Origin of the sequence: Streptomyces sp. NPDC057424, assembly GCF_042803315.1 — a bacterium.
Taxonomy (GTDB): domain Bacteria; phylum Actinomycetota; class Actinomycetes; order Streptomycetales; family Streptomycetaceae; genus Streptomyces.
On record NZ_JBHVCP010000043.1, the window covers coordinates 38,708 to 51,424 of the forward strand.

Below are 12,717 nucleotides of genomic sequence, written 5' to 3' on the forward strand. Positions count from 1 at the left end.
GGGAGGGGCGCCGTCGGTCGGTCAGGGGGCGTTCGCGGCGACGGGCTTGCGCTCCTCCGGCGGGGCCGTCCGCTCCGGCGCGCGGGAGAGCCTCCCCGGCCACCACATCCGCCGTTTGAGGAGCACACTCGCCGTCGTCACCAGGTACGTACGCACCAGGAACGTGTCCAGCAGCACCCCTGCCGCGATCACGAACCCCAGCTCGACCAGCCCGACCATCGGCAGCGTGGTCAGCACCGCGAACGTCGCCGCGAGCACCACTCCCGCCGAGGCGATGACCCCACCGGTCGTCCGCAACGCGGTGAGCGCCGCCGCCTCCGGCTCGGCCCCGCGCACGGACTCCTCGCGCATCCGGTGCATCAGGAAGATGCCGTAGTCCACCCCGAGGGCGACCAGGAACACGAAGGACAGCAGCCCGAGCCCCGGATCGTTCCCGGCGAACCCGAACACCGGCTCGAACACCAGCCCGCCGATCCCGAGAGCGGCGCCCCAGACCGCCACCACCGCCGCGAGCAACAGCAGCGGCGCGACGAGGCTGCGCAACAGCCCGACCAGGATGACGAACACGGCCCCGAGGACCAGCGGCACGATCACCTTCCGGTCCCGTGACTCGCTGTCGGCCAGGTCGATCTGCTGGGCACTGGGCCCGCCGACGTACGCGCCCACGGGGTCGAGCCCGGACCGCAGCGCCTCGATGGTCCGGGTCTCGGCCGGGGTCTGCGGCGCGGCGGTGGTGAAGACGGCGATCTCCGTCCACCCCGCGCCGCTCCGCCCGGGTACCACCTCGGCGACCCCCTCGGCCGCACGGGACCGTTCCGCCACCGCCTCGGCCCGCCGCTCGGGCGCGATGACGGTCACGGGCCGGCTGCTCCGCTCGGGATACTCCCGCGCCAGCGTCTGCATCGCCGTGATGGACTCGGGCCGCTCCGTGAAGGAGTCCTCCTGCTTGATGCTGCCGGGCAGGTTCAGCGTGCCGAGCGCGAGCGCACCGAGCAGCACGGCCCCGCCCGCGAGTACGGTGGCGGGCCGCCGCGTCGCGGAGGTGCCCATCGCGGCGAACAGCGACCGACGGACCTTCGGCTCACTCCCGAACGCGGGGATCAGCGGCCAGAAGACCCGCCGCCCCAGCAGCACCAGGACGGCCGGCAGCAGGGTCGTCATGGCGACCAGCGCGGCGAGCACCCCCACCACGCCGACCGGCCCCATGCCGCGGCTGCTGTTGAGGTCGGCGGCGAGCAGGCACAGCAGCCCGGCCGCGACGGTCCCCGAGGAGGCGAGGATCGCCGGCCCGCAGCCGCGCAGCGCGGTGTTCATGGCGTCGTACGGCCGCTCGTGACGCCGCAGTTCCTCGCGGTAGCGGGAGATGAGGAGCAGCGCGTAGTCGGTGCCGGCACCGAGGACCAGCACGGTCATCACGCCGCCGCTCTGGCCGGTGACGGTGACGTCGAACAGTTCGTGCAGTCCGTACCCGGCGGCCATCGACACGGTGGCGGCGACCCCCGCCACGGCGAGCGGCACCAGCCACAGGAAGGGGCTGCGGTAGATGAGGATGAGCAGCACGGTGACGACGGCGAGCGTGGCGAACAGCAGCGTGGCGTCGAGCGTCCCGAACACCTTGTTCATGTCGGTGTTCAGCGCGCCCGGCCCGCCGACCTCGACGCTCAGTCCGCCGCTGCCCTCGGCGATGTCCCGCACCTCGTCGACGAACGCGTCCCGGGCCTTCTCGTCCTGGCCCGGCTGGGTGCTGGAGACCGGGTACATCAGGGTGGAGCCGTCCTTCGACGGGATGCCCTGCGGCTCCGCCGCCAGGTCGTAGGCGCCGCTCACCTCGGCGGTCTGCTCGGCGGCGGTGCGCCGGTCGGCGCCGGTCAGCCCGCCGTCCCGGTGGTACACGAGCACCAGGTCCGTCGACTCCCCGCCGGGCAGCCGGTCCTGGATACGCGCCACCTGGGTCGAGTCGGCGCTGTCGGGCAGGTAGTCGATCGCGCGGTTCTGCTGGACGTCGGCGAACTTGCCCGCGAGCGGTCCGACCAGCACGAGCGCGGCGAGCCACAGCCCGGCCACCACCCAGGGCACGGCCCGCTTCCGCCCCGTACGTGTCCTTACGGACCCCATGTGTCCGGCTCCCTCCGGTCGGTGTCTGGATCGGTCTCCAGACTCCCGTCGGGCGGGGGCCGGTTCGTCGGGCGTGAGGCCGAAATGGCGCCTACTGCGGGGGACGGCCCGCCTGCCGCGTTACTCCCCGGGGAGTATGCGGGGCCGCGCCCTACGAAGGCGTACGGGCCGCAGCCGCCAGCAGCCGGGTCACGTCGTCGGAGCAGATCGTGAGCGCCGCCCCCACCGTCGCCAGCACATCCCGCTCGGCCGGGGTGTACGGCCCGTCCGCGAGGGCTATGCGGGCGCCCTGGAGCAGGATCGATTCGCGGCCGACGGTGGCGAGGTGCGGGGCGAGCGGGTCCAGGGCCTCGTGCAGCTCTATGGCCAGCCCCGCGCCGCAGGGTTCGCCGGTGATCCGGCCGGTGTCCGCCTCCAGCGCCTCGACGAGGGCGGCCAGCTGCTCCTCCGTGCAGTCGTCGAAGCCGGCCGCCCGCACGGCGAGCACGGCGGCCTCCAGGGCCGAACGGGACCCGGCGCCGCCGGCCGCCAGCACCGCGAGGGCGACGGTGTGCACGGCGTCGCGGAGCATCGCGGAGAAGCGGGTGGTGGTCGGGTGGTCGAGGACGTCCGTGCCGAAGTGGCGGCGGCAGGCCGCGCACTCCACGACCGGGCCGGTCTCGCCGCGCGGCAGCACGGGCAGGCCGAGCAGGGTGAAGCGGCGCTGCCCGGTCAGCCGCTGGTAGTTGCGGTCGCCGCCGCAGCCGGGGCAGAAGAACTCCCCGTCACCGGCGGCCGTCCACGCGGTGCGGGTGCCCAGGACGCGAGAAAGCCTGGCGGCATGGCCGTTTCGTCCCCGTCCTGGCAGCACGTCGCACCTCCGTCACGCCGCACGGCAACGTCGCCGTGCTTGCGTGATGTTAGCCACATCGGAGACGAGGAGTCAGCACCCCGGAGGAGACCTTTCCGTGACCTCCACAGACAATGGCCGGTATGCGACGGGGCTCCACCCGCCGGGCATCGGCGGACGGAGCCCCTGTGGCGACCGTGAGCGGCGCGTGGCCGCGGACCCGTACGGCTGGTCAGCGAGCCGCGCGGTTGACGGCCGAGACGACGGCCTTCAGCGAGGCCCGCGTGGTGTTCGGGTCGATTCCGATGCCCCACAGGACCTTGTCGTCGATCGCGCACTCGATGTAGGAGGCGGCCTGCGCGGAGGCTCCCTCGCTCATCGTGTGCTCCTGGTAGTCCAGCAGGCGTACGTCGATGCCGACGGACTGCAGGGCGTCGAAGAAGGCCGAGATCGGACCGTTGCCCGAACCGGTCAGGACGGTGTCCTGGCCGTCGACGGTGGCCTCCACCTTCAGCGTGTCCACGCCGTCGGTGTCGGTCGTCGACTGGTTGTTCTTGACCTGGATGCGGCCCCACGGGTTCTCGGGGTTGGGCAGGTACTCGTCCTGGAAGACCGCCCAGATGTCCTTCGGCGTGACCTCGCCGCCCTCGGCGTCCGTCTTCGCCTGGATCAGCTTCGAGAACTCGATCTGCATCCGGCGGGGCAGTTCCAGCTTGTGGTCGTTCTTCAGGACGTAGGCGATACCGCCCTTGCCGGACTGCGAGTTGACCCGGATGACCGCCTCGTAGGAGCGGCCGACGTCCTTGGGGTCGATCGGCAGGTAGGGGACGGCCCACTCGATGTCGTCGACGGTGACGCCCTTGGCTGCCGCGTCGGCCTCCATCGCGTCGAAGCCCTTCTTGATGGCGTCCTGGTGGGAGCCGGAGAAGGACGTGTAGACCAGGTCGCCCACGTACGGGTGGCGCGGGTGGACGTCCATCTGGTTGCAGTACTCCCACGTGCGACGGATCTCGTCGATGTCGGAGAAGTCGATCTGCGGGTCGACGCCCTGGGAGAAGAGGTTCATGCCCAGGGTGACCAGGTCGACGTTGCCGGTGCGCTCGCCCTGGCCGAACAGGCAGCCCTCGACGCGGTCGGCGCCGGCCATCAGGGCCAGCTCGGCGGCGGCGACGGCGGTGCCGCGGTCGTTGTGCGGGTGGATCGACAGGCAGACGTGCTCGCGGCGGGAGAGGTTGCGGCCCATCCACTCGAAGCGGTCGGCGTGGGTGGAGGGCGTGGAACGCTCCACGGTGGCGGGCAGGTTCAGGATGATCTCGCGGCCCGGGCCGGGCTGCCAGACGTCCATGACCGCCTCGCAGACCTCCAGTGCGAAGTCCAGCTCGGTGTCGGTGAAGATCTCGGGCGAGTACTGGTAGCCGAATTCCGTCTCCGGGCCCAGCAGCTTCTCGGCGTACTCCATGACCAGGCGCGTGCCGTCGACGGCGATCTGCTTGATGTCGTCCTTGGAGCCGCGGAAGACGACCCGGCGGAAGACCGGGGCCGTGGCGTTGTACAGGTGGACCGTGGCGCGCTTGGCGCCCTTCAGGGACTCCACCGTGCGCTCGATCAGGTCCTCGCGGGCCTGGGTCAGTACGGAGATGGTGACGTCGTCGGGGATGGCCCCGGGCTCCTCGATGATGGAGCGTACGAAGTCGAAGTCGGTCTGGCCGGAGGCCGGGAAGCCGACCTCGATCTCCTTGTAGCCCATCGTGACCAGCAGGTCGAACATGGCGCGCTTGCGGGCCGGCGACATGGGGTCGATCAGGGCCTGGTTGCCGTCACGCAGGTCGGTGGAGAGCCAGCGGGGGGCGGTGGTGACGCGGTTCTGTGGCCAGGTGCGGTCCGGGATGTCGACCTGCTCGTAGCGGCCGTACTTGTGGATCGGCATGGAACTGGGCTGCTGGCGGTTCGCCATGATGCGGGGGCTCCTCAGAGGGTGTCCGGAAGGACGGCCGACGACGCAGCACCAAGCTCCGCGGGGAGGGAGTCGGCCTCGACTACAGGCCCTCGCCGCGGCAGCTAAGGAGAAGCAGCCCGAAACGCATGATGCGCAGCATGCTAGCCGAGCCTCTCCCGGCGCGTGGGGTCGTATCAGTATGCGGGACCCGACGCACATACGGGACAAAAAGTGCGCTATACCACTTCGCCACGGAGCGTGAGGGCGCTTGTCCCCGTATTTCACCAATCATGGTGGCTACTAGTGACAGCTTCGTCACGCAGTGCAAAGGTGCCGGGCATGACGACTCACGGGGGCTTCGAGCCCGTCTTCTGCACCATCGTTCCGCCTCATGTCCTCGACAAGCTCGCCCAGGCCGGGGACCCGGCGCTCGCCGGTCCCGCCCGCCGCACCCTGCAGCGCGACGCCTTCGAGCGCACCCAGCGCCGCCTCACCACGGTCATCGGCGCGACCGCCGCCGCGGCGGGCGCCGACGGCAAGCCGCTGCGCACCGTCCACGACGCCCGGCACGGCACCGACCTGCCCGGCCACAAGGCCCGCGGCGAGGGCGACAAGCCCGGCAAGGACGCCACCGTCAACCGCGCCTACGCGGGTCTCGGCGCCACCTTCGAGCTGTTCCTCCAGGCCTACCGGCGCGACTCGATCGACGGGAACGGCCTCCCGCTGAACGCGACGGTGCACTACGACCGCGACTACAACAACGCCTTCTGGAACGGCGAGCAGATGGTCTTCGGCGACGGGGACGGCGAGATCTTCCTCGACTTCACCATCCCGATCGACGTCATCGGCCACGAACTCGCGCACGGCGTCACGCAGTACACGGCCAACCTCACCTACTTCGGCCAGCCCGGCGCGCTCAACGAGTCCCTGTCGGACGTCTTCGGCGCCCTGATCAAGCAGTACACCCTCGGCCAGACCGCCGCCGAGGCCGACTGGCTGATCGGCGCGGGCCTGCTCGCCCCACGGGTGACGGGCACGGCGCTGCGCTCCATGAAGGAACCGGGCACGGCGTACGACGACGACGTCCTCGGCAAGGACCCGCAGCCGGCGACGATGGACGACTTCGTCCGCACCGGCCGCGACAACGGCGGTGTCCACATCAACTCGGGCATCCCGAACCACGCCTTCTACCTCGCGGCCAGGGCCCTCGGCGGCCACGCCTGGGAGCGGGCCGGACAGGTCTGGTACGACGTGCTGACCGGCGGTGAGCTGAGCCAGCAGGCGATGTTCGTGGACTTCGCGACGCTCACCGTGAAGGCCGCCCGGGAGCGCTTCGGCGACGGGGAGGAGCTGGACGCCGTGTCGAAGGCCTGGGAGCAGGTCGGGGTGCGGACCCTGTAGTTCCGTACTAGACAGGTGGCATGCGTATTCAGGTGCGGCGTACGGGCGGGTTCGCGGGTATCGAGCGGCATGCCGAGGTGGACACCTCGGACCGGCCCGATGCCCCAGAGTGGCACGCCCTGGCCGAGCAGGCCCTGGCCGCCGGCCGGAGCACACCGCCGGTCGGGGTCCCGGACGGGTTCACCTACCAGCTCACGGTGGACGGGAGGACCGTGTACTGCGCGGATCCCCGGCTGACGGAGGAGCAGCGGAAGCTGATCTCGCGGGTGCTGAAGGAAGGGGCCTGACAGCTCCTTCCCGCCCGGCCGTTGACTTCCATTACCGCCGGTACGGATGATCCGGCGCATGGCGACTGACGCAGGCAATCCGATCCCCCGCTTCCCGGCCGGCTTCCTCTGGGGCGTGTCCACCTCGGCGCACCAGATCGAGGGCGCCGCGGACGAGCGCGAGCCGTCCGTGTGGGACGCCTTCACGGCGGAGCCGGGACGAGTGAAGGACGGCTCGACGGCGGCGGTGGCCTGCGACCACGTCCACCGCCACCGCGAGGACGTGGCCCTCCTGGCCGGCCTGGGCGTGGACGCCTACCGCTTCTCGCTCTCCTGGCCGCGGCTGCGCTCCGGGAAAAAGGGCCTGGACTTCTACGACCGGCTGGTGGACGACCTGTGCGCGGCCGGCGTCCGCCCGGTGCCGACACTGTTCCACTGGGACCTGCCCGCGGACCTGGACTGGCTGGAGCGGGACACGGCCGAGCGATTCGCCGAGCACGTGTCGCTGGTCGCAGGCCGCCTCGGCGACCGCGTGACGAAGTGGATCACCCTGAACGAGCCCGCCGAGCACACCCTGCTGGGCCACGCCCTGGGCGTGCACGCACCGGGCGGGAAGCTGCTGTTCGACGCGCTGCCGGTCGCCCACCACCAACTGCTGGCCCACGGCCTGGCCGTACGGGCCCTGCGCGCCTCGGGCGCCGCCGACATCGGCATCGCCAACTCGCACGGCCCGACCTGGGCGGCGTCGACCGAGGCGGCCGACGTGGAGGCGGCGGAGTTCTACGACCTGCTGCTGAACCGCCTGTTCGCGGACCCGCTGCTGCTGGGCCGGTACCCGGACGGCATCGGCGAGCTGATGCCCGGGGACGTCGAGGCCGACCTGAAGGTGATCGCCGAGCCGCTCGACTGGTACGGGATCAACTACTACGCACCCACCAGGGTGGGCGCCCCGCAGGGCGCGGAGATCGAGTTCGGCGGCGTCACCATGCCCGCCGAACTGCCCTTCTCCGTCCGGGAGATCGAGGGCCACCCGGTCACGGACTTCGGCTGGCCGGTCGTCCCCGAGGGCCTCACCGAACTCCTCACCGCCTTCCGCGACCGCTACGGTGACCGGCTCCCGCCCGTCGTCATCACCGAGAACGGCTGCTCGTACCCGGGCGTCGACGACCAGGACCGCATCGCCTACCTGGACGGCCATGTCCGGGCCCTGCACCGGGCGGTGGAGGCGGGGGTCGACGTACGCGGCTACTTCGTGTGGTCCCTGCTCGACAACTTCGAGTGGGCGGAGGGCTACGCACGCCGCTTCGGCCTGGTCCACGTCGACTTCGGCACCCTGGAGCGGACCCCGAAGGCGTCGTACCACTGGTATCGGGAGTTGCTGAGGGCGCAGGAGCCTACGGCTTGATGCCGACCCCGGTCCACAGGCTGACCTCGGCATCCGTCGGGGCATCACCCCCGGCGGGGCCGGGCCGCCAGCGGTGGCCCACGGTGACGCCCGGCTCCAGCAGGTCCAGGCCGTCGAAGAAGCGGGCGACCTCCTGCTGCGAGCGGAACCGCACCGGCGTGCCGGCCGAGGAGTAGATGTCGGTGACCTTCTGCCACGTCGACGGGTCGAAGTCGGGCGTGCAGTGGCTCAGCGCCAGGGCGCATCGGGGAGATGGTTGCAGCGTGAACTGCTCTGCGAGCATAGTTACTTGTGTGAACAGGGTGCCGGAAGCACCAACTCCCCCCACCGCCCGGCCCCTTGCCCGCTCGCCCCTTCCTTGACTGCGCCCACCCCCCACGGAAGGCGATCGCCGTGTCCCCCCACACGACATCCACCCCGCGATTCCTGGACGCGGTGCGCCCGGACCGCACCGACTGGATGGAGCTGCCGCCGCAGCGGACCAGTGCCGGAGTCGCCCGTCATGCCATGCACACCCGGCTGGCCTCGTGGCAGGTGCCCGAAGAGGTGTGCGCGAACGCCGTGCTGCTCGTGTCCGAGCTGGTGACCAACGCCGTGCTGCACACGCTCAGCGAACGGATCCTGTGCGGTGTCCAGCTGATGACGGACGCGCGCTTCCGGCTGGAGGTCCACGACGGTGACCTCACGGGCCGCGGCATCCCCGAGCGTCGGCCCGGCCCCGACGACGAGGGCGGCCGCGGCCTGCTGCTCGTCCGGGAGATAGCCGACAGCTGGGGCATCACCCGCTCGGCCCTCACGGGCGGCAACGCGGTGTGGGCGAGCCTCGGGACGGCGTTATAGCGCGGCGACGGACCTCAGAACCCCAGCTTGCGCAACTGCCGCGGATCCCGCTGCCAGTCCTTCGCCACCTTGACGTGCAGGTCCAGGAAGACCGGAGTGCCCAGCAACGCCTCGATCTGCTTGCGGGACTTGATGCCGACCTCCTTCAGGCGCTTGCCCTTGGGGCCGATGATGATGCCCTTCTGGCTGGGGCGCTCGATGTAGACGAAGGCGTGGATGTCGAGGAGGGGCTTGTCGGCGGGGCGGTCCTCGCGGGGGAGCATCTCCTCGACGACGACCGCGATGGAGTGCGGCAGCTCGTCGCGGACGCCCTCCAGCGCGGCCTCGCGGATCAGCTCCGCGATCATGACCTGCTCGGGCTCGTCGGTCAGGTCGCCCTCGGGGTAGAGCGCCGGGCCCTCGGGCAGCAGGGGGACGATCAGGTCGGCCAGCAGGCCCACCTGCTGGTCACCGACCGCCGACACCGGGACGATCTCCGCCCACTCGAAGCCGAGTTCCTTGCCGAGCTGGTCGATCGCGATGAGCTGCTCGGCCAGCGTCTTGCTGTCCACGAGGTCGGTCTTCGTGACGATCGCGATCTTCGGCGTCTTCTTGATGGACGCCAGTTCCTTCGCGATGAAGCGGTCGCCGGGGCCGAGCTTCTCGTTCGCCGGCAGGCAGAAGCCGATCACGTCGACCTCGGCCCACGTCGTGCGCACGATGTCGTTGAGCCGCTCGCCCAGCAGCGTGCGCGGCTTGTGCAGCCCAGGGGTGTCGACCAGGATCAGCTGGGCGTCCGGGCGGTGCACGATGCCCCGAACGGTGTGCCGCGTCGTCTGCGGCTGGTTCGCCGTGATCGCCACCTTCTGGCCGACCAGAGCATTCGTGAGGGTGGACTTGCCCGCGTTGGGACGGCCCACGAAGCAGGCGAAGCCGGCCCTGTGGACAGCTCCGGCCGGCTCTTCGGATGACTGGGTACGAACGCTCATGCCGCCCATTCTCCCTGATCCCCGGAGCCGCCCCGCACCGGACGTCTCTCGTGAGCTTCTCGAAACCCTTACGCAACGAAACGTCTCGGAAACATACCCGTACGCGACCGGTAACGCAGGCCGGTGAACCTCTGACGAGCCCCCGGAGCCCCCACCCGTTGGAGACACCGTGCCTCTGGCCGCCGCAACCGCCGACACCGGTGACACCGCCTGGCTGCTCGCCGCCACCGCCCTCGTCCTGCTGATGACCCCGGGCCTGGCCCTGTTCTACGGCGGCATGGTCCGCACGAAGAGCGTGCTCAACATGCTGATGATGAGCTTCGTGTCGATCGCCCTGGTGACGGTGGTGTGGCTGGTGGCCGGCTACTCCCTGGTCTTCGGAGAGGACGCGGCGGGGGGACTCATCGGAGGGCTCGACCACGTCGGCATGAGCGGCCTCGGCCCGGACAGCGTCCAGGGCACGGTCCCCACGGTTCTGTTCGCCACCTTCCAGCTCACCTTCGCGATCATCACGGCCGCGCTGGTCAGCGGCGCGGTCGCCGACCGGGCGAAGTTCGGGGCCTGGCTGGTCTTCGTGCCGGTGTGGGCGCTGCTCGTATACGTTCCGGTCGCGCACTGGGTGTGGGGCCCGGGCGGCTGGATCCTGGAGCGGCTGGGCGCCCTGGACTTCGCCGGCGGGCTGCCCGTGGAGATCGTCTCCGGTGCGTCGGGGCTGGCGTTGTGCCTGGTCCTGGGCCCGCGGCTGGGCTTCAAGAAGGACGCCATGCGGCCGCACAACCTGCCCATGGTCATGCTGGGCGCCGGTCTGCTCTGGTTCGGCTGGTTCGGCTTCAACGCCGGCTCCGCGCTCGGCGCCAACGGTCTCGCGGCCGCCGCGTTCCTCAACACCCTCGCCGCGGGCTGCACCGGCCTGCTCGGCTGGCTCTTCGTGGAGCAGAAGCGCGACGGCCACCCCACGACCCTGGGCGCCGCGTCCGGCGCGGTCGCGGGCCTGGTCGCCATCACCCCGTCCTGCGGGTCCGTCTCCCTGCTCGGCGCGCTGGTCATCGGCCTCGCCGCCGGCACCGTCTGCTCGTACGCCGTGAGCTGGAAGTTCAAGCTGAACTACGACGACTCCCTGGACGTCGTCGGCGTCCACCTGGTCGGCGGTGTCATCGGCACGCTCCTCATCGGCGTCTTCGCCGTCGAGTCGATGACGGGCGGCGCCGAGGGCCTCCTCTACGGCGGCGGCCTCGGTCAGCTCGGCAAGCAGCTGGTGGCCGTCATCGTGGTGGCGGTGTACGCGTTCGGCGTGACGTACGGCATCGGCAGGCTGATCGACGCCACGATGGGGCTGCGCGCGAGCGAGGAGCAGGAGCAGACCGGCCTGGACCTTACGGTGCACGCCGAGACGGCCTACGATCACGGGGTCCTGGGCCACGGCGCCCCGGTCTCCTCCTCCGTCGTCTCCCCCGCCCAGAAGGTCACCCCCCAGGCATGAAGCTCATCACCGCGATCGTCAAGCCGTACCGCCTCGACGAGGTCAAGAACGCCCTGCAGGAACTCGGCGTGCACGGCCTGACCGTCAGCGAGGCCAGTGGCTACGGCCGGCAGCGCGGCCACACCGAGGTGTACCGCGGCGCCGAGTACCAGGTCGACCTGGTGCCCAAGGTCCGTATCGAGGTCGTCGTCGAGGACGCGGACGCCGACGCCGTCATCGACGCGGTCGTGAAGGCCGCGCACACCGGCAAGATCGGCGACGGCAAGGTGTGGGCGGTGCCCGTCGACACGGTCGTGCGGGTGCGGACGGGCGAGCGCGGCCCCGACGCGCTCTGACACCGGGGCCGCGTCGCTCTTCGTTCTCAGTCGAACACGAACGGGCCCGGTGACTGCGGCCCGCTCGCCGTGCAGGTGATGGTGATGCCGAAGACGGTCATCCTCAGCGAGCCGCCGAAGGCCTCCAGGCTGTCGCCGGAGGCCACGGTGCCGCTGAGGGGGCCGACCTCGACGGGGGCGCCGGCGGCCATCGCCGGGTTCTCCGTGCCGGCGAAGTCGACGGTGCCGCCGCCGCTCTTCACCAGGGTGAGGGTGGACGAGATCGAGTCCTCTCCCAGCGCGATGGGCGCCGTGATCGCGGAGGACTTGACGGTGAGGGTGGCGGCGGTGCCGTCCTGCGTGGCCGTGAGCGTGGCCTCGCCGCTGCCGAAGGCACCGCAGTCCGCGCTGATCGTCGCTGCCTGGGGGGTGACGGCAAGGGCCGCGGGGGCGAAGGCGAGCCCGGTGACCGCGAGGGCCCCGGCCGCCAGTGCCGCACCTGCTCCGATTCGCTTGCATCTCATGGGATTCCGGCTCCCTTTCGTGTGGGGGGACCGCTCGGCAGGTGAGTGCGGGCACGCTGCGCGAGAGCCGAACCTGACGGTCCGTCGGAACTTACGGTTCCATTGATGCGCGTGAGGCAGGGCGCGGCAAGGTTGAAAACTGGCCTAATTACCGGCGGTTACAGCGAAGTTCGGCCAGCCGGGACCGCGGGGCGGGCCGGCCGGCGACAACCAGCCCGTCCGGCGCCCGAGGACGAGGCCGCTCGGACCGATGGGGCCCGGGGCCAGATCCCCAGGGCCTCAGCCGGCCGGGACCGTCAGCCGAACGACCCCGTCGAACCCCGCCACCAGCACCGGCGTCTGCGCGCCGCCGAGGTCCCGTACCGCCGCCCGGTCCTCCGCGGACGCGGTCTCCGCCTCGGTCACGACCGCCGCCGCCTCCAGCGACCGCGCGCCCGAGGCCACCGCCATCGCCACCGCCGTCCGCAGGGCACTGAGCTTCAGGGAGTCGAGGGCCACGGTGCCCGCGACATAGGTGCGTCCGGTCTCGTCCCGTACGGCCGCGCCCTCGGGCACGCCGTTGCGGGCCCGCGCGGAACGGGCCAGGGTGACGATCTTGCGGTCCTCGGGGTCGAGCGCGCTGCTGTCGGTCATGATCCG

12 protein-coding genes and 1 pseudogene are annotated in these 12,717 nt (G+C 71.2%); 6 read left to right on the forward strand and 7 right to left on the reverse strand.

Features of this window, described 5'->3' with window-relative positions; translation table 11 throughout:
* Nucleotides 1-21 precede the first annotated feature (21 nt).
* The 3 genes from ACFU3E_RS28120 to leuA form a co-directional block, all read right to left on the reverse strand.
* Nucleotides 22-2,115: an MMPL family transporter gene (locus ACFU3E_RS28120; RefSeq protein WP_384164019.1), complete on the reverse strand. Its 2,094-nt coding sequence runs from the start codon at nt 2,113-2,115 to the stop codon at nt 22-24.
* 151 nt (nt 2,116-2,266) lie between these two features.
* Nucleotides 2,267-2,965 (reverse strand): TerB family tellurite resistance protein, encoded by a 699-nt coding sequence (locus ACFU3E_RS28125; protein ID WP_384164022.1) that lies wholly within the window; start codon nt 2,963-2,965, stop codon nt 2,267-2,269.
* A gap of 211 nt (nt 2,966-3,176) precedes the next feature.
* On the reverse strand, nt 3,177-4,898 hold the full coding sequence (gene leuA, locus ACFU3E_RS28130) for a 2-isopropylmalate synthase (RefSeq protein ID WP_384164025.1): 1,722 nt from the start codon (nt 4,896-4,898) through the stop codon (nt 3,177-3,179).
* A 321-nt stretch (nt 4,899-5,219) separates the two neighbouring features.
* Here leuA and ACFU3E_RS28135 point away from each other — a divergent pair, with 321 nt between their 5' ends.
* The 3 genes from ACFU3E_RS28135 to ACFU3E_RS28145 are packed head-to-tail and all read left to right on the forward strand — an operon-like array spanning nt 5,220 to nt 7,952.
* Nucleotides 5,220-6,281, forward strand: coding sequence for a M4 family metallopeptidase (locus ACFU3E_RS28135; RefSeq protein ID WP_384164028.1), 1,062 nt, complete (start codon nt 5,220-5,222; stop codon nt 6,279-6,281).
* Nucleotides 6,282-6,301: 20 nt separating this feature from the next.
* Nucleotides 6,302-6,568: a protealysin inhibitor emfourin gene (locus ACFU3E_RS28140; protein ID WP_384164031.1), complete on the forward strand. Its 267-nt coding sequence runs from the start codon at nt 6,302-6,304 to the stop codon at nt 6,566-6,568.
* Between the two features lie 58 nt (nt 6,569-6,626).
* Complete coding sequence (locus ACFU3E_RS28145; RefSeq protein ID WP_384164034.1) at nt 6,627-7,952, forward strand: GH1 family beta-glucosidase; 1,326 nt, start codon at nt 6,627-6,629, stop codon at nt 7,950-7,952.
* On the opposite strand, the pseudogene ACFU3E_RS28150 reads toward ACFU3E_RS28145, so the two are convergent.
* Nucleotides 7,942-8,193: pseudogene (locus tag ACFU3E_RS28150) on the reverse strand (SAM-dependent methyltransferase); the annotation flags it as partial. The gene ACFU3E_RS28145 and the pseudogene ACFU3E_RS28150 overlap by 11 nt on opposite strands.
* A 152-nt stretch (nt 8,194-8,345) precedes the next feature.
* Here ACFU3E_RS28150 and ACFU3E_RS28155 point away from each other — a divergent pair.
* Nucleotides 8,346-8,792, forward strand: a complete 447-nt coding sequence (locus ACFU3E_RS28155) for an ATP-binding protein (RefSeq protein ID WP_384164037.1) — start codon at nt 8,346-8,348, stop codon at nt 8,790-8,792.
* A gap of 14 nt (nt 8,793-8,806) precedes the next feature.
* Here the strand turns inward: ACFU3E_RS28155 and era are convergent, their stop codons facing one another.
* Nucleotides 8,807-9,769: a GTPase Era gene (gene era, locus ACFU3E_RS28160; RefSeq protein WP_384164040.1), complete on the reverse strand. Its 963-nt coding sequence runs from the start codon at nt 9,767-9,769 to the stop codon at nt 8,807-8,809.
* A 160-nt stretch (nt 9,770-9,929) separates the two neighbouring features.
* Between era and ACFU3E_RS28165 the strand changes: the two genes are divergently transcribed.
* Nucleotides 9,930-11,240, forward strand: a complete 1,311-nt coding sequence (locus tag ACFU3E_RS28165) for an ammonium transporter (RefSeq protein ID WP_384164043.1) — start codon at nt 9,930-9,932, stop codon at nt 11,238-11,240.
* A complete protein-coding gene (locus tag ACFU3E_RS28170; RefSeq protein WP_384164046.1) occupies nt 11,237-11,575 on the forward strand; it encodes a P-II family nitrogen regulator in 339 nt (112 codons plus the stop codon). Before ACFU3E_RS28165 ends, ACFU3E_RS28170 begins: the two co-directional genes overlap by 4 nt.
* Nucleotides 11,576-11,601: 26 nt before the next feature.
* Here ACFU3E_RS28170 and ACFU3E_RS28175 read toward each other — a convergent pair whose 3' ends face one another.
* Together ACFU3E_RS28175 and ACFU3E_RS28180 are read right to left on the reverse strand one after the other, a co-directional pair.
* Nucleotides 11,602-12,078, reverse strand: a complete 477-nt coding sequence (locus ACFU3E_RS28175) for a hypothetical protein (protein ID WP_384164048.1) — start codon at nt 12,076-12,078, stop codon at nt 11,602-11,604.
* A gap of 279 nt (nt 12,079-12,357) precedes the next feature.
* The gene (locus tag ACFU3E_RS28180; protein ID WP_384164051.1) at nt 12,358-12,711 is read right to left on the reverse strand and encodes a cytidine deaminase; all 354 of its coding nucleotides are present in this window, start codon (nt 12,709-12,711) and stop codon (nt 12,358-12,360) included.
* Nucleotides 12,712-12,717 lie beyond the last annotated feature (6 nt).

Excerpts from the sequence above, each read along its gene's own strand:
- ACFU3E_RS28120 (WP_384164019.1), bottom strand. The coding sequence starts at position 2,115 with ATGGGGTCCGTAAGGACACGTACGGGGCGGAAGCGGGCCGTGCCCTGG.
- leuA (WP_384164025.1), bottom strand. The coding sequence starts at position 4,898 with ATGGCGAACCGCCAGCAGCCCAGTTCCATGCCGATCCACAAGTACGGC.
- ACFU3E_RS28135 (WP_384164028.1), top strand. The coding sequence starts at position 5,220 with ATGACGACTCACGGGGGCTTCGAGCCCGTCTTCTGCACCATCGTTCCG.
- ACFU3E_RS28140 (WP_384164031.1), top strand. The coding sequence starts at position 6,302 with ATGCGTATTCAGGTGCGGCGTACGGGCGGGTTCGCGGGTATCGAGCGG.
- ACFU3E_RS28145 (WP_384164034.1), top strand. The coding sequence starts at position 6,627 with ATGGCGACTGACGCAGGCAATCCGATCCCCCGCTTCCCGGCCGGCTTC.
- era (WP_384164040.1), bottom strand. The coding sequence starts at position 9,769 with ATGGGCGGCATGAGCGTTCGTACCCAGTCATCCGAAGAGCCGGCCGGA.
- ACFU3E_RS28170 (WP_384164046.1), top strand. The coding sequence starts at position 11,237 with ATGAAGCTCATCACCGCGATCGTCAAGCCGTACCGCCTCGACGAGGTC.
- ACFU3E_RS28175 (WP_384164048.1), bottom strand. The coding sequence starts at position 12,078 with ATGAGATGCAAGCGAATCGGAGCAGGTGCGGCACTGGCGGCCGGGGCC.
- ACFU3E_RS28180 (WP_384164051.1), bottom strand. The coding sequence starts at position 12,711 with ATGACCGACAGCAGCGCGCTCGACCCCGAGGACCGCAAGATCGTCACC.